Raw genomic sequence first — 16,355 nt, forward strand, 5'->3', positions numbered from 1 at the left:
CCTGCCGGTTCTCTGCGGCGCCCCCGGAGTCTCCCATGTCCCAAGATACCCCCGCGCCGCTGCTGTTCGCAGATCTCGGCCTCTCCCCTGCTGTGATGAAGGCGGTCGCAGATGTCGGCTACGAGTCGCCGTCGCCGATCCAGGCCGCCACCATCCCGGCGCTGCTGACCGGCCGCGACCTGCTCGGCCAGGCGCAGACCGGCACCGGCAAGACCGCCGCGTTCGCGCTGCCGATCCTGTCGCGGCTGGATTTCGCCCAGCGCAAGCCGCAGGCGCTGGTGCTGGCGCCGACCCGCGAACTGGCGATCCAGGTGGCCGAAGCGTTCCACCGCTACGCCGCGGCGATCCCCGGCTTCCAGGTGCTGCCGGTGTACGGCGGCCAGCCCTACGTGCAGCAGCTGTCGGCGCTCAAGCGCGGCGTGCACGTGGTGGTGGGCACCCCGGGACGGGTCATCGACCATCTCGATCGCGGCACCCTGGACCTGTCCGAGCTGAAGACGCTGGTGCTGGACGAAGCGGACGAAATGCTGCGCATGGGCTTCATCGACGACGTCGAGGCGGTGCTGAAGAAGCTGCCGGACTCGCGCCAGGTGGCGCTGTTCTCGGCCACCATGCCGCCGGCAATCAAGCGCATCGCACAGACCTATCTGAACGACCCGGCCGAGGTGATCATCGCCTCCAAGACCACCACCTCGGCCAACATCCGCCAGCGCTACTGGGCGGTGAGCGGGCTGCACAAGCTCGACGCGCTGACCCGGATCCTGGAGGTCGAGCCGTTCGACGCGATGATCATCTTCGCCCGCACCAAGGCCGGCACCGACGAGCTGGCGCAGAAGCTGCAGGCGCGCGGCCTGGCCGCGGCGGCGATCAATGGCGACATCCAGCAGGCGCAGCGCGAGCGGGTGATCCAGCAGCTCAAGGACGGCAAGCTCGACATCCTGGTCGCCACCGACGTGGCCGCGCGCGGCCTGGACGTGGAGCGGATCAGCCACGTGCTGAACTACGACATTCCCTACGACACCGAAAGCTACGTGCACCGCATCGGCCGCACCGGCCGGGCCGGGCGCAGCGGCGAGGCGATCCTGTTCGTCAGCCCGCGCGAGCGCGGCATGCTGCGCGCGATCGAGCGCGCCACCCGCCAGCCGATCGAGGAAATGCAGCTGCCGAGCGTGGACGCGGTCAACGACCAGCGCGTGAGCCGCTTCATGGAGAAGATCAGCGAGACCATCGCCGCCGGCGGCATCGACATGTACCGCGATCTGCTGCAGAAGTTCGAGGCCGAGAAGAACGTGCCGATGGTGGAAGTGGCCGCGGCGCTGGCGCGCCTGCTGCAGGGCGACACGCCGTTGCTGCTGGCCCCGGACCGCCCGCGCCCGCCGCAGGGCGAACGCTTCGAACGCCGCGAGCGGCCCGAGCGCGCCGCCCGTCCGGCGCCGCCTGCGCGTGGCGAGGACTTCGACTACCACCGCGACGTCGGCAGCTTCGAGGCCCCGCGCCGCGACAAGGCGCCGAAAGCGCCGCGCGGCGCCCCGGACGTGGGCATGGAGACCTACCGTATCGAGGTCGGTCACCAGCATGGGGTCAAGCCGGCCAACATCGTCGGCGCGATCGCCAACGAAGCCGGGCTGGAGAGCAAGTACATCGGCCGCATCGACATCCACGACGACCACTCGATCCTGGATCTGCCGGCGGACATGCCGCGCGAACTGCTGACGCACCTGAAGAAGGTCTGGGTCTCCGGCCAGCAACTGCAGATGCGCAAGCTCGACGACGACGCCCCCGGCGGCGCCCCGTTCAAACCGAAGTTCGCGCGCACCGGCAAGCCCGGCGGCAAGCCCAACGCCGCCGGCCCACGCCCGGCCGGCCGCTTCGCCGCCGACCGGCCGCCGCGCAAGGGGCCGCCGAAGCGCTGAAAGGCCGGGAATAGGGAGTAGGGAATCGGGAATGGGGGGCGTCCCCGCTGCTGCTCCCTGCCGTCGTTCCCAACGTTAGCCATGGCCCAGTCGGCAGCAGCCCGCTGTTGCCATTCCCCATTCCCGATTCCCCATTCCCAGCCCATGTCAGTCCGCCTCAACAAGCACATCGCCGAGACCGGTTTTTGCTCGCGCCGCGAGGCCGATCGGCTGATCGCCGCGCGCCGCGTCACCGTCAACGGCCTGCCTGGCGGGGTCGGTTCGGTGGTGGGCGAGGGCGACGAGGTCAAGGTCGATGGGCAGCCGCTGCGCGCGCGCGCCAAGGCCAAGAGCGGGCGCCGCCACGTCTACATCGCGCTGAACAAGCCGGTCGGGGTGACCTGCACCACCGAGAGTGCGGTCAAGGGCAACATCGTCGACTTCGTCGGCCATGAGCAGCGCATCTTCCCGATCGGGCGCCTGGACAAGGAGTCCGAGGGGCTGATCCTGATGACCAGCAACGGCGACATCGTCAACGAGATCCTGCGCGCGGAGAACCGTCACCAGAAGGAATATCTGGTGGCGGTGAACAAGCCGGTCACCGACGAGTTCCTGCGCGGCATGGCGCGCGGCGTGCGCGTGCACGACCAGATGACCCTGCCGTGCCGCACCGCACGGATCGCCAAGTTCGGCTTCCGCATCGTGCTGGAGCAAGGGCTCAACCGGCAGATCCGGTTGATGGCGGCGGCGTTCGATTACCGTGTCACCCAGTTGCGCCGCGTGCGCATCGACAACATCAAGCTCGGCGCGCTGAAGCCGGGCCAGTGGCGCAATCTCACCGAGCAGGAACTGCGCGGCCTGCTGCCGCAGCGCCAGGAGTGGTAACCGCGTCTCAGTGTCCGCGGCCGGCCGCCGCCGCGCCGGCCAGGGCTGGCGTCCGCCACGGATTTGGCCATACTGCGCAACGCGAACCAACGCCGCCGCTGGGTACCCCGTGATCAAGCCCCGCAAGCCCGACAACGAAGCCGCACGCCTGCAGGCGCTGCATGCGCTGCAGATCCTCGATACCGAGCCGGAAGCGTCCTACGACGATCTGGTCGACATCGCCGCCAAGCTGTGCGGCACGCCCTCGGCGCTGATCTCGCTGGTGGACGACGAGCGGCAATGGCTGAAGGCGCAGCGCAACGTCTGCCTGTTGAGCAATGCGCGCGACGAGTCGTTCTGCGGGCACACCATCCTGACCCCGGAGCAGGTCATGATGGTCGCCGACGCCACCGCCGATGCGCGCTTCCAGAACAATCCCCTGGTCACCGAGGGTGGGGTGCGGTTCTACGCCGGCGCGCCGCTGCTGACCCGCGACGGCCTGCCGGTGGGCACCGTGTGCGTGCTCGACAATGAGCCGCGCACCCTCCAGCCCGGACAACTGGCGGCGCTGCAGGCGTTGTCGCGGCAGGTGATGCAACTGATCGAACTGCGCCGCACCAGCCATGCGCTGGCGCTGCAACTGCGCGAACGCGCCTGGTACGAGCAGCAGTTGCTGCAGTACCAGCAGTCGCTGGAATCGCTCAACGCCGAACTGCTGGAGCAGGCGCGCACCGATCCGCTGACCGGCCTGCTCAACCGCCGCGCCTTCGCCACCGCGCTGATGATCCACGCCGAGGCCGCGCAACTGGGCACCGCGCCGCTCAGCGTGGCGATCCTGGACCTGGATTACTTCAAGAGCGTCAACGACCTGCATGGCCACGACAAGGGCGACGAGGTGCTGCTGGCGCTGGCCGACATGCTGCGTGCGCGCATGCCGCCGGACAGCGTGGTGGCGCGCTACGGTGGCGGCGAGTTCGGGTTGTTGCTGCCCGGTCTGGACGCGGCACAGGCGATGCGCGCCTGCGAGCGCCTGCGCCAGGACACCAGCCTGCTGCAGTTGGGCGTTCCGCTGACCGCCAGCATCGGCGTGGCCACGTTGCAGGGCCGCGAGAGTGCCGAAGACCTGCTCAAGCGCGCCGACCACGGCCTGTTCCAGGCCAAGCGCGCCGGCCGCGATTGCGTGTCGCTGGCGGCGTAGGCACGCCACCTCGCGAACTCGGATGACGCAAGGCGCCTTCGCGCCGTACCCTCACCCCAACCCCTCTCCCGGGGGGGAGGGGCTATTTCCCGAGCATGCGGTGCCCTTCGCGTTGGGCGTGCGGCCATGCCGCACATGCACAGGACCGGGCCAATCCCGAATCCCCAATCCCCAATCCCGAAGTGAGCGCCGCCGCGCTCACTCCACCACGTTCTTCGCCTCGCAGGTCGCCAGCAGTTCCGGGTGCTGCACCGCGCGCGTGCGGGTCAGCAGCGGATGCAGGAACACCGCGCCCAGGATCACCGCCACGCCGAGATAGAACAGCCCGGTGAGCTGGCGTTGCTCGTCCAGCAGCACGATCGCGAACACGATCGCGTAGACCGGTTCCAGGTTGGTGACCAGTTGCACCGCGTAGGCGCTGAGCCGGCGCAGCGCGACCAGGGCCAGGGCGAACGGCAGCAGCGTGCACAGCAGCGCCAGCGCCAGCAGCAGCGCGGTGTCGTGCAGGCTGGGCAGCACCAGCAACGGTCCGCTCAGGGCCGGCAGCACGAACGGCAGCAATGGCGCCAGCGCGGTCAGGGTCAGGGTGCCGGCGCCCAGTTCCAGTGCGGTCACGGTCAGCGGATCGGCATGGTCGACCAGGCGCTTGTTGAGCGAGCCGAAGGCCGCCACCAGCAGCGCCGACACCGCCCCGACCGCCACGCCGGCGCGCATCCCGTGTGGCACCCCGCCGACCACCAGGGCCACGCCCGGCAGCACCGCCAGGCCGAAGGCCAGTTCGCTGGGGCGGAACGGCCGCTTCGCCACCCACGGTTCGATCACCGCGGTGAACACCGGCGCCAGCGCGATGCAGGTCGCCGCGACCGAGGCGTTGGCCAGCTTGATCGCGCCATAGAAGGTCAGCCAGTGCAGGCCGACCAGCGCGCCGACCACCGCGTAGCCGAGCGCCAGCTTCGGCGTCAGCGCCGCCAGTCCGCGCCATACCCGCGGCAGCAGGGCCAGCGCGGCCACCACCATCAGCATTCGCCACCACACCAGCGGCAGCGCGGGCAGGGTGATCAGCTTGCCGAGAATCGCGGTGATCCCCCACAGCAGGACACAGAAATGGATTTGCAGCTGGGCTTTGGTGGTGGGGTGCATCGGCATCGGCGTATTGTCGCGCAAAGCGCGGCGCGACGGTCGCCAATCGGCATGTGCGGGTCAGCCGTCCGCTGCCGGCGGTGACGCGGCCCGCGCCATCCTGCGCGCATAGGCGGCGGTGAGCGGCGGCACCAGCAACGCCGTCACCACCACCGACGTCGCCACCAATGCGGTCGCGGCGGGCGCGGTGGCGCGGAACTGCGGCGCCACCGCCGCCACCAGCGCCGGCGTGGCGACCGCCGCGCCGGCGGTGCTGGACGCGGCGAGGCCGGCGCTGCCGTTGCCGCCGGCCAGCCAGCGATCGGCCAGCAGCAGCGGGATCCCGGTCGCCACGATCACCAGCAGGCCCAGCGCAACCCCGGCCACGCCGGCGTGGGCGACCATGCGTAGGTCCAGCGTGTTGCCCAGGGCGAAGGCGAAGAACGGGATCAGCGCCGGCACCGCTCGCGCGAACAGGGCGCGCAGCGCCGGATCGAGATTGCCGAGCGCAAAACCGGCCAGCAGCGGCAGCACCGCGCCCAGCAGCAGGCGCGGCTCGAAGCTGGCGACGCCGGCAGTGCCGAGGATCAGCATGGTCATCAGTGGCCCGGATTCCAGCGACATCAGCGCCATCGCGCCGGCCTCGCCGCGGCGGCCGTACTGCTGCATCAGCGCGGCGAACAGGCCGGCATTGGTCATGTCCATCGCCGCGACCAGCGCCAGCACCGACATGCCGCTCCACATGCCGGCGACGATGCCGCCCGGCGGCAGCAGGCGCGCGGCGATCACCGCGGCGATCCACGCCACCGCGAGCTTGGTCAGCACCAGCACGCCGGAGGCACGCAGCACCCGGCCACCACTGCGCAGCCGGATCGAGGCGCCCAGGCAGAAGCACCACACCGCCAGGATCGGCACCAGCCCGCCGATCAGGCCCTGGGTGAACGAGCCGAACCAGGCGCCGGCCTGCGGCCACACGGTGTGGCAGAGGGCGCCGAGCAGCAGCGGCGCCAGCATCATGCCGCCGGGAAGACGTTCGAGCGTGCGCTTGATCCGCATCGAGGGGCTCCGCGTGTGGAAGCGCGGCCCATGGCCGCGGCCCGGCGATGGCGCCGGACGGGCGGTGTTGTACCGCAGCGCGGCGACCGCCAGGTGTCGACGGGTGCGCGCAGTCGGGACCCGGTTCAGGGGACTTGCGACCGACGCGTCGCCGGTCGCGCTTGCGCTGTGCCGCACGTCGTCTGCGTGCGGCCGAACGCGTCACGCCTTGGCGGCGGACTCCAGGATCTTCAGCAAGGCCATCGCCGCGGCTGGATTGCGTTCCTTGGCGGCGCTGATGAAGTAGACGAAGACCTCGCGCGGCGTGGTCTTGGCCACTGTCGCATCGGCGTGCGGCAGCGCCTGCGGATCCTCGCCGCGGCGCCAGGCCTGCGCGTGTGCGGCCCAGGCCTGCAGGTCCTTGGGCGGGTAGCCATGGGCGAGGTCGGCGCGGCTGCGCATCAGCCGCGCATAGACGAAGTCGGTGCTCAGGTCGGCGAAGGAGGGGAATTCGGGCGAATCGGTGAACACCGTGGCCACGCCGTGCCGGCGGGTCAGTTGCAGCAGTTCCGGGCCCACGCACGCCGGATCGCGCACTTCCAGCACGTGGCGCAGCCGGTGTCCGCCGGCCTTGCGCGGCAGCAGCTCCAGGAACGCGGCCAGATCGTCCAGGTCCAGGCGATGGCCGTGCTCGAACTGCCACAGCAGCGGGCCGAGGCGGTCGCCGAGGCTGGCGATGCCGCCGACGAAGTCCTCGATCTGCGTGCCGGCGCCGGCCAGCCGCCGCAGCGTGGTGATGCGCTTGGGCGCCTTGGCCGAGAACAGGAAGCCCGGCGGCGTCTCGTCGCGCCAGCGCGCATAGGTCTCCGGCTTCTGCGCGCCGTAGTAGGTGCCGTTGATCTCGATGCTGGTGACGTGGCGGCTGGCGTATTCCAGCTCGCGGCGCTGCACCAGGCCTTGCGGATAGAACATGCCGCCGCGCCACGGCGCATAGGTCCAGCCGCCGATGCCGACGCGGATGCCGTCCGGCGCGGCCGGGGCGGAGTCGAAGAGATCGTTCATGCGGGCGTGTCCGGCTGCAGGCGGGCGGCGATTGTGCCGCAGCGCGGCGTTGCGGGGTGTCGTCGCGGACGCCAGGGGCCTCGAGGCCCAGTGGGATGGTGTGCGCCCCGTGCCGTGCAGCATATGGGGGGACAGGCTTGCACGCGGGTGGGAGGTCGCCGTGGCGGCGTGCTGCTTGCGAGGTGGGCCGCAGCGTCGGTACCCGCCGGGACGGTACCCAGCGCTGCGTGGTGCCGCCACGGCGCGTCGTGGCACCGTCGCAAACGGCCTGACAGGCTCTACACTCGCCCGGGACGCGTGCGGCTGCGCGCGGCCTTGGTTCCCTTTCTTCAGGAGCGACGCAGTTGAAGAGCATCTCGATGGGCTGCGGCCTGTTGCTGGCAATGAGCGCCACCGTGCAGGCGCAGGCGCCTGCCCCCGCCGCGGCTCCCGTACCGGCCCCGGCCGCCTTGCCGCCGGGGCTGCAGGACCTGGACGCGCAAGTGGAGCGCGTGCGTAAGCAGTTCGACGTGCCGGGCATCGCCATCGCCATCGTCAAGGACGGGAAGGTGGTGCTGGAGCGCGGCTACGGCGTGCGCGAACTCGGCAAGCCGGAACCGGTGGACGCGCAGACCCTGTTCGCCATCGCCTCCAACACCAAGGCCTTCACCTCCGCGGCGCTGTCGATCCTGGCCGACGAAGGCAAGCTCAAGCTCGAGGATCGGGTGGTGGACCACCTGCCGTGGTTCCAGATGTCCGATGCCTACGTCACCCGCGAGATGCGCGTGCGAGACCTGCTCAGCCACCGCAGCGGCCTGAGCCTGGGGGCGGGCGACCTGCTGTTCTGGCCGGCCACCAGCTACAGCAACGAGGAGGTGGTGCGGCGCCTGGCCCACGTGCCGCTGAAGGGCGGCTTCCGCGACCGCTACGCCTACGACAACATCCTGTACGCGGTGGCGCAGAAGCTGATCGAGCAGGTCTCCGGGCAGAGCTACGCCGAGTTCGTGCGCCAGCGCATCTTCGTGCCGGTGGGCATGACCGGCGCGCGCATCAACAGCGACCACCTGCAGCCGGGCGATGAAGCCGCGGTCGGCCACGCCAAGTTCGACTTCCGCGAGCTGCGCACCGTGGCGCCGCTGACCTGGTCCAACAATTCCGGTGCCGGCGGCATCTACGCCAACGTGCACGACATGGCCAAGTGGATGCAGGTGCAGCTCGACGGCGGGCGCCTGCCGTCGGCCGACGGCCAGGCGCGGCAGTTGTTCAGCGCCCAGCGCCAGCAGGAGATGTGGCAGATGATCACGCCGATCGCGGTGTCCGAGCCGAGCGTGCCGGAGCTGCTGCCGGCCAAGCCGAACTTCGCCGGCTACGGCGAGGGCTGGAGCCTGAGCGACTACCGCGGCGCCAAGCTGGTCTGGCACACCGGCGGCTGGCCGGGCATGGTCTCGCGGCTGACCCTGGTGCCGGAGCGCAAGCTGGGCGTGATCGTGCTGACCAACCAGGAGGTCGGCGCCGCCTTCAACGCGATCACCCTGCGCGTGCTGGATGCCTACCTGGGCGCGCCGGCGACCGACTGGACCGCCGCCTACGCCAAGGCCGTGGCCAAGGCCGACGCCAACGCCGACGAGGACTGGGCCAAGCATGTGGCCGCGCGCGACGCCAAATCCACGCCGTCGCTGCCGCTGTCCGGCTATGCCGGCACCTACCGCGACCCGTGGTACGGCGACGTGGTGGTGCGCCAGCAGGGCAAGCGCCTGGAGCTGCAGTTCAGCAAGACCGCGCAACTGGTCGGCACCCTGGAGCACTGGCAGCACGACACCTTCATCGTGCGCTGGCGCGACCGCTCGCTCAACGCCGACGCCTTCGTCAACTTCGCGCTCACACCCGACGGCAAGGTGCGCGAGGCACGCATGCAGGCGATTTCGCCCTTGACCGATTTCAGCTTCGATTTCCAGGACCTGGTGCTGACGCCGGTGGAGTGACTGCTGGGAATCGGGAATGGGGAATAGGGAGTGGTAGGAGCGGCTTCAGCCGCGACCGGGCTTCCTCGGTGAAGCCCGTCGCGGCTGAAGCCGCTCCTACGAGGGGGGCGATAGAGGAGCCGCTGTTGCGAATCCCCAATCCCCACTCCCGGCGCTACCGCGTCGCGGCTGAAGCCGCTCCTGCAAGGGGAAGCGATGCGCACAGGCAGCCGCTTTTGCGATTCCCCATTCCCCACTCCCCATTCCCAGCGTCACGAAGCGTGACGCCCGATACGCTACCCTGACGCTCCTTTTTAGGCGTGACGTGGCGATGTTCCGCTGGTTCGAGTCCCTGATCGAGGTCTTTCCGAAGATCGAGACGCAGATGCCGCCGCGTGGCGTGGTGCGCTTCTATCTGCATTACCTGCGCCCGCTGTGGCCGTTGTTGCTGGCCACCTTGCTGGCCGGTCTGGCGCTGGCGCTGGTGGAAGTGGCGATGTTCGACTTCCTCGGCCGCATCGTCGACATGGTCGCCGAGCAGCCGGGTCCGGACTTCTTCCAGCGCCATGCCGGCGAGTTGCTGTGGATGGCCTTCATCGTGCTGGTGGCGCGGCCGCTGTTCGTGGCCCTGCACAACTTGCTGGTGAACCAGGCCATCGTGCCGGGCCTGAGCAACCGCGCGCGCTGGCTGATGCACAACTACGTGGTGCGGCAGAGCCTGGGCTTCTTCCAGAACGACTTCGCCGGGCGCATCGCCAACCGGGTGATGCAGACCGGCACCTCGCTGCGCGAGTCGGCGGTGCAGATGGTCGATGCGCTCTGGTACATCGTGGTCTACACCGGCAGCGCGCTGTACCTGTTCGCGCAGGCCGATCCCTGGCTGATGGCGCCGCTGCTGGTGTGGGTGCTGGCCTACGTGGCGCTGATGGTCTACTTCGTGCCGCGCATGAAGCACCGCGCCTGGATCGCCTCGGACGCGCGCTCCAAGGCGATGGGCCGCATCGTCGATGGCTACACCAACATCGCCACGCTCAAGCTGTTCTCGCATGCCGGGCGCGAGCAGGCCTACGTGCGCGAGGCGATCGACGAACTGGCGGTCAAGCACCGCGGGCAGACCCGCATGACCACGGCGATGGACAGCGCCATCGCCATCATCAACGGCTTCCTGATCGCGGTGACCTGCGGGCTGGCGCTGTGGCTGTGGAGCCGCGGCCAGATCAGCGTGGGCGCGATCACCCTGGCCACCGGCCTGGTGATCCGCATCCACAACATGTCCGGCTGGATCATGTGGACGGTCAACGGCATCTTCGAGGACATCGGCGCCGTGCAGGACGGCATGGAGACGATCGCGCAGCCAGCGCAGGTGCAGGACCGCGCCGACGCGGTGCCGCTGCGCGTGGAGCGCGGCGAGGTGCGCTTCGAGCACATCCACTTCCACTACGGCAAGCGCGGCGGGGTCATCGCCGGGCTCGACCTGCAGGTGCGCGCGGGCGAGAAGATCGGCCTGGTCGGGCCATCCGGCGCCGGCAAGTCGACCCTGGTCAACGTGCTGCTGCGGCTGTACGACCTGGAGCAGGGCCGCATCTTGATCGACGGGCAGGACATCGCCGGCGTCACCCAGGAGAGCCTGCGCCAGCAGATCGGCCTGGTCACCCAGGACACCTCGTTGCTGCATCGCTCGATCCGCGACAACCTGCTGTACGGCCGCCCCGATGCCAGCGAGGCGCAGCTGCGCGCGGCGGTGGCCAAGGCGCGCACCGACGAATTCATCGAACAGCTGCAGGACGGCGAGGGCCTGCGCGGCTACGACGCGCAGGTCGGCGAGCGCGGGGTCAAGCTGTCCGGCGGCCAGCGCCAACGCATCGCCATCGCCCGCGTGCTGCTCAAGGACGCACCGATCCTGATCCTGGACGAGGCCACCTCGGCGCTGGATTCGGAAGTGGAAGCGGCGATCCAGGACAGCCTGGACGAGCTGATGGCCGGCAAGACGGTGATCGCGATCGCCCACCGGCTCTCGACCATCGCACGGATGGACCGGCTGGTGGTGATGGACCGCGGCGCCATCGTCGAGACCGGCAGCCATGCCGAACTCGTTGCCCGCGGCGGCCTGTACGCGCGGCTGTGGGCGCGCCAGACCGGCGGCTTCGTCGCGGCGGATTAGGTTTGCACAACCAGGGCGTCGCACGATTCGCTGCCTGGCCGGCGGTCGGGCGGCGCCCGCGCGGGTCACCGCGGCGCGGCGCGGCGTCGGTTTCGGCGCCTGTGGCCCGGCAATGCGACAATGCCGGGCTTACCCAGATTCGCCAGACCATGTCCCGATTGCAGTTCCAACTCCACACCACCGACGGTGCCGCTCGCCGCGGCCGCCTGACCTTCCCGCGCGGAACGGTCGAGACGCCCGCGTTCATGCCGGTGGGCACCTACGGCTCGGTCAAGGGCGTGCTGCCCGAGCAGATCAAGGCGCTGGGCGCGCAGATCATCCTCGGCAACACCTTCCACCTGTACCTGCGCCCGGGCCTGGACGTGATCGGCGACCACGGCGGCCTGCACGGCTTCGCCCGCTGGGATGGGCCGATCCTGACCGATTCCGGCGGCTTCCAGGTGTTCTCGCTGGCGCACCGGCGCAAGATCAGCGAGCAGGGCGTGACCTTCGCCTCGCCCACCGACGGCGCCAAGGTGTTCCTGGGGCCGGAGGAGAGCATGAAGATCCAGCGGGTGCTCGATTCGGACATCGTGATGATCTTCGACGAGTGCACCCCGTACCCGGCCACCGAGGACGTGGCGCGGCGCTCGATGGAACTGAGCCTGCGCTGGGCGCAGCGCTCGCGCGACGCGCACGATGCGCTGGGCAACGACGCGGCGCTGTTCGGCATCGTCCAGGGCGGGGTGCATGCGGACCTGCGCAGCCGTTCGATCGACGGCCTGCAGGCGATCGGCTTCGACGGCTACGCGATCGGCGGCTTGGCGGTGGGCGAGCCGGAGCACGAGCGCAACGCCATGCTCGAGCACCTGCATCCGCGCCTGCCGGCCGACCGCCCGCGCTACCTGATGGGCGTGGGCCGGCCGGAGGACCTGGTCGAGGGCGTGGCCCGCGGCGTGGACATGTTCGACTGCGTGATGCCGACCCGCAACGCGCGCAACGGCCACTATTTCACCTCGTTCGGCACGGTGCGCATCCGCAACGCCAAGTACGAGCGCGACCTGGACCCGATCGAGCCGGGCTGCGGCTGCCATGCCTGCAGCAGCGGCTACACCCGCGCCTACCTGCGCCACCTGGACCGCTGCAACGAGATGCTGGCGCCGATGCTGGGCACCCTGCACAACCTCTGGTACTACCAGAAGCTCATGGCCGACATGCGCGCGGCGATCGCCGCGGGAACCTTTGCCCAGTTCCGGCGGTCCTTCTATGCGGCGCGCGGGGTCGAGGCCACGCCGCTCCCCTCGGAGCAAGGCTAAGCCCCTGTTTCCCCCGGAACAGGGGTTGGGGTGAGGGTCCGGGCGCAGCCTCGTCTCATGTCGACCGCACAAGGCTTCACCCATCCCCGATTCGCCGCCACGCGGCACCTTCCCCCAGGAAGGGGCCGTGGGCCGCGAAGGAAGCAGGGAGGGCGCCGCGGCCGTTCCGGGGGTTGGGGGAAGATCGTGGCATAATCGGCGGCTGCTTGCCGCCTCAAGGCAAACCAGCGGTCCGTGCCCCCAGGGCGGCGGGCTGCCCAAACCATAGGACACACCCGATGAATCCGCTCGATTTCCTGATTCCCGTCGCCCAGGCGCAGACCGCCGGCGGCACCGCGCCGGCCGGTGGCGGCCTGCAGATGTTCCTGCTGCCCATCATCCTGATCGCGGTGATGTATTTCGTGATGATCCGGCCGCAGATGAAGCGCCAGAAGGAGCACAAGTCGATGCTGGACAAGCTCGGCCGCGGCGACGAGGTCATCACCTCCGGCGGCGTGGCCGGCGTGGTCACCGACATCGGCGACAACTTCGTCACCATCGAAGTGGCCGACAACGTGCGCATCCGCGTGCAGAAGGGCGCCATCGGCAATGTCCTGCCGAAGGGCACGCTGAAGTCCGCCTGATCCATTTCTCCTACTGCTAGGCGCGACGCCGGCGTGGCGTCGTGCGGGGTCCCGCAATGCTCGAGTTTCCGCGCTGGAAGTATGTCCTCATCCTGATCGTGCTGGCGTTGAGCGCGTTGTACGCGCTGCCCAACGTGTACCAGAAGGATCCGTCGGTCCAGATCACCGCCAGCCGCGGCGGCAAGATCGACGACGCCCTGCGCGAGCGGGTCCTCGCCGACCTGAAGACGGCCGGGATCACCCCGAAGCGGGTGGACAAGGAAGGCGACAGCCTGATGGTGCGCCTGCCGAACCTGCAGGCGCAGACCCGCGCCAACGACGTGCTGCGTCAGCAGGTCGGCGAGAACTACACGGTGGCGCTGAACCTGGCCTCGACCGTGCCGGACTGGCTGTCGCGGCTGGGCGGCAAGCCGATGGTGCTGGGTCTTGACCTGGTCGGCGGCGTGCACTTCGCCCTGCAGGTGGACCAGAAGGCGGCGCTGGAAAAGCGCCTGGACGCCTTCGCCGAGGACATCCGCACCACCCTGCGCGACAACCGCCTGGCCTACCGCTCGGTCGAGCGCCGTCCGGACAACAGCATCCAGGTCAGCCTGGGCGAGGGCGTGGACGCCAGCGCCGCGCGCGCGGCCATCGCCAAGGCGCAGCCGACCCTCAGCTATGCCGTGTCCGGACAGACCATCGCCGTGACCGTGCCCGAGGCCGAGCTGAAGCAGATCGCCGCCGGCGCCATCGAGCAGAACCTGACCACCCTGCGCAACCGCGTCAACCAGTTGGGCGTGGCCGAGCCGATCATCCAGCGCCAGGGCGACGACCGCATCGTGGTCGAGCTGCCGGGCGTGCAGGACACCGCCGAGGCCAAGCGCATGATCGGCGCCACCGCCACGCTGGAGTTCCGCGGCGTGGTCGATGGCAATGCCGAGGACGCGGTGCGCAGCGGCAACATCCCGCCCGACGCCAAGGTCTACCGCCTGCGCGACAGCGGCGCCCCGGTGCTGCTGAGCAAGCGCGTGCTGGTGTCCGGCGACCAGATGGTCAATGCCACCGTCAGCACCGACCAGAACGGCATGCCGGCCGTGGCGGTGACGCTCAACAACGCCGCCGGCCAGCGCATGTTCGACTACACCAGCGCCAATACCGGCAAGCTGATGTCGGTGGTCTACATCGAGCGCATCCCTACCGTGACCATGGTCGACGGCAAGGAAGTGCGCAGCGTGCGGGTCAACGAAGAGGCGCTGGCGCCGACCCGCATCGCCGGCGTGTTCGGCAAGAACTTCCAGACCACCGGCCTGGAGAAGACCGAGGCCGAGAACCTGGCCAAGCTGCTGCGTGCCGGTTCGCTGGCCGCGCCGATGGACTTCGTCGAGGAATACGTGATCGGCCCCAGCCTGGGTGCGGAGAACGTGGAGCGCGGCATCACCGCGGTGGTCTACGCGTTCCTGTTCACCCTGGTGTTCTTCAGCGTGTACTACCGCATGTTCGGCCTGATCACCTCGGTCGCGCTGCTGATGAACCTGCTGATCGTGGTCTCGGTGATGTCGCTGTTCGGCGCCACCATGACCTTGCCCGGCTTCGCCGGCCTGGCGCTGTCGGTGGGCCTGTCGGTGGACGCCAACGTGCTGATCAACGAGCGTATCCGCGAAGAACTGCGCCTGGGCGTGCCGCCCAAGTCGGCGATCGCGGCCGGTTACGAGAAGGCCGGCGGCACCATCCTCGACGCCAACCTCACCGGCATCATCGTCGGCGTGGCGCTGTACGCGTTCGGTACCGGCCCGCTGAAGGGCTTCGCGCTGACCATGATCATCGGCATCCTCGCCTCGATGTTCACCGCGATCACCGTGTCGCGCGCGCTGGCGGTGCTGATCTACGGCCGTCGCAAGAAGCTCAAGTCCGTGGCGATTTGAGCCGCGTACGCCATCTTCCGCACGACCCCGCGCCGGCAGGCGCGGGCTCCAAAAAAACGCAGAGCGGTCTCCAATGAAAATCTTCCCGCTTCACCTGATCCCCAACGACACCAAGATCGACTTCATGCGCTGGCGGCACCCGACCCTGGTGCTGATGCTGGTGCTGGCGCTGGCTTCGTTCGCGGTGATCTTCGCCAAGGGCTTCAACTACGCGCTGGAGTTCACCGGCGGCGCGCTGGTGCAGACCAGCTTCCAGAAGCCGGTCGACGTGGACCAGGTACGCGAGCAGCTGGCCAAGGCCGGCTTCGACAACGCGCAGGTGCAGAACGTCGGCAGCGGCAACGAGGTGGTGATCCGCCTGCAGCCGCAGGGCGAGCACAACAACGAGGACATCACCAAGAACCTCGCCGAGCAGGTGCGCAAGGCGGTGAGCACGCCGCAGAACCCGGCCACGGTCAAGCCGGGCGAGTTCGTCGGCCCGCAGGTCGGCAAGGACCTGGCCTTGAACGGCGTCTACGCCACGGTGTTCATGCTGGTCGGCTTCCTGATCTACATCGGCTTCCGCTTCGAGTGGAAGTTCGCGGTGGTGGCCAGCCTGACCGCGCTGTTCGACCTGCTGGTGACGGTGGCCTACGTGTCGGTCACCGGCCGCGAGTTCGACCTCACCGTGCTGGCCGGCCTGCTGTCGGTGATGGGCTTTGCGATCAACGACATCATCGTGGTGTTCGACCGCGTGCGCGAGAACTTCCGCAGCCTGCGCGTGGAGCCGGTCGAGGTGCTGAACCGGTCGATCAACCAGACCCTGTCGCGTACGGTGATCACCGCAGTGATGTTCTTCCTGTCGGCGCTGGCGCTGTACCTGTACGGCGGCGAGTCGATGGAAGGCCTGGCGCTGACCCACATGATCGGCGCGGTGGTGGTGGTGGTGTCCTCGGTGATCGTGGCGGTGCCGCTGCTGTCGATCGGGCCGTTCCAGGTCACCAAGCAGGACCTGCTGCCGAAGTCGAAGGATGTGGAGGCGCTGGCGCGTCGGCCCTGATTGGGCCGGGGTTGGGGAGTGGGGAATCGCAAAGGCGTGATGTCCTGGCCCTGAAACTTCCTCCAGCGAACAAGAAAAGCCGCGCGGATGCGCGGCTTTTTCTTTGTGCGGCTGGCGGTGCAGGGCAGCGTCTCCTCTGGCGTAGGAGCGGCTTCAGCCGCGATGCCTTACCGGTACCCGTCGCGGCTGAAGCCGCTCCTACAGCGTTGCGGCCACGTCGGGCGGG

General features: G+C 69.4%; 12 protein-coding genes. 9 read left to right on the top strand and 3 right to left on the bottom strand.

From position 1 onward, the window contains the following. Window positions 1-35 precede the first annotated feature (35 nt). The 3 genes from Q7W82_RS10840 (at window position 36) to Q7W82_RS10850 (ending at window position 3,954) form a co-directional block, all read left to right on the top strand. Complete coding sequence (locus Q7W82_RS10840) at window positions 36-1,913, top strand: DEAD/DEAH box helicase (protein WP_242159768.1); 1,878 nt, start codon at window positions 36-38, stop codon at window positions 1,911-1,913. A gap of 144 nt (window positions 1,914-2,057) precedes the next feature. Continuing rightward, window positions 2,058-2,777 (top strand): pseudouridine synthase, encoded by a 720-nt coding sequence (locus Q7W82_RS10845; RefSeq protein WP_242159769.1) that lies wholly within the window; start codon window positions 2,058-2,060, stop codon window positions 2,775-2,777. 109 nt (window positions 2,778-2,886) lie between these two features. After that, the gene (locus tag Q7W82_RS10850) at window positions 2,887-3,954 is read left to right on the top strand and encodes a sensor domain-containing diguanylate cyclase (protein ID WP_242159770.1); all 1,068 of its coding nucleotides are present in this window, start codon (window positions 2,887-2,889) and stop codon (window positions 3,952-3,954) included. A gap of 198 nt (window positions 3,955-4,152) precedes the next feature. Here Q7W82_RS10850 and Q7W82_RS10855 read toward each other — a convergent pair whose 3' ends face one another. The 3 genes from Q7W82_RS10855 to Q7W82_RS10865 all read right to left on the bottom strand — a co-directional run bounded on the left by Q7W82_RS10855 (window position 4,153) and on the right by Q7W82_RS10865 (window position 7,170). Continuing rightward, on the bottom strand, window positions 4,153-5,100 hold the full coding sequence (locus Q7W82_RS10855; RefSeq protein ID WP_242159771.1) for a DMT family transporter: 948 nt from the start codon (window positions 5,098-5,100) through the stop codon (window positions 4,153-4,155). A gap of 54 nt (window positions 5,101-5,154) precedes the next feature. Beyond that, window positions 5,155-6,129, bottom strand: a complete 975-nt coding sequence (locus Q7W82_RS10860; protein ID WP_242159772.1) for a 2-keto-3-deoxygluconate permease — start codon at window positions 6,127-6,129, stop codon at window positions 5,155-5,157. A gap of 201 nt (window positions 6,130-6,330) precedes the next feature. Continuing rightward, complete coding sequence (locus Q7W82_RS10865; protein WP_242159773.1) at window positions 6,331-7,170, bottom strand: DUF72 domain-containing protein; 840 nt, start codon at window positions 7,168-7,170, stop codon at window positions 6,331-6,333. A gap of 344 nt (window positions 7,171-7,514) precedes the next feature. On the opposite strand from Q7W82_RS10865, the gene Q7W82_RS10870 reads away from it, so the two are divergent. From Q7W82_RS10870 to secF, 6 genes are all read left to right on the top strand, one after another. Beyond that, entirely contained in the window at window positions 7,515-9,131 is a 1,617-nt protein-coding gene (locus tag Q7W82_RS10870) for a serine hydrolase (protein ID WP_242159774.1), read from the top strand. A gap of 310 nt (window positions 9,132-9,441) precedes the next feature. Further along, entirely contained in the window at window positions 9,442-11,271 is a 1,830-nt protein-coding gene (locus tag Q7W82_RS10875) for an ABC transporter ATP-binding protein (protein WP_242159775.1), read from the top strand. A gap of 149 nt (window positions 11,272-11,420) precedes the next feature. Next, complete coding sequence (tgt, locus tag Q7W82_RS10880) at window positions 11,421-12,566, top strand: tRNA guanosine(34) transglycosylase Tgt (RefSeq protein ID WP_242081171.1); 1,146 nt, start codon at window positions 11,421-11,423, stop codon at window positions 12,564-12,566. Between the two features lie 278 nt (window positions 12,567-12,844). After that, on the top strand, window positions 12,845-13,189 hold the full coding sequence (gene yajC / locus Q7W82_RS10885; RefSeq protein WP_019798110.1) for a preprotein translocase subunit YajC: 345 nt from the start codon (window positions 12,845-12,847) through the stop codon (window positions 13,187-13,189). Window positions 13,190-13,245: 56 nt separating this feature from the next. Further along, window positions 13,246-15,090, top strand: a complete 1,845-nt coding sequence (secD, locus tag Q7W82_RS10890) for a protein translocase subunit SecD (protein WP_160948470.1) — start codon at window positions 13,246-13,248, stop codon at window positions 15,088-15,090. A gap of 73 nt (window positions 15,091-15,163) precedes the next feature. Further along, window positions 15,164-16,129 carry a protein translocase subunit SecF gene (gene secF / locus Q7W82_RS10895; protein ID WP_242159776.1) on the top strand — a complete coding sequence of 322 codons (966 nt, stop codon included), beginning with the start codon at window positions 15,164-15,166 and terminating at the stop codon, window positions 16,127-16,129. The last annotated feature ends 226 nt before the right edge of the window (window positions 16,130-16,355 follow it).

Source organism: Xanthomonas indica (genome assembly GCF_040529045.1).
In the GTDB taxonomy this organism is placed as follows: Bacteria; Pseudomonadota; Gammaproteobacteria; order Xanthomonadales; family Xanthomonadaceae; genus Xanthomonas_A; species Xanthomonas_A indica.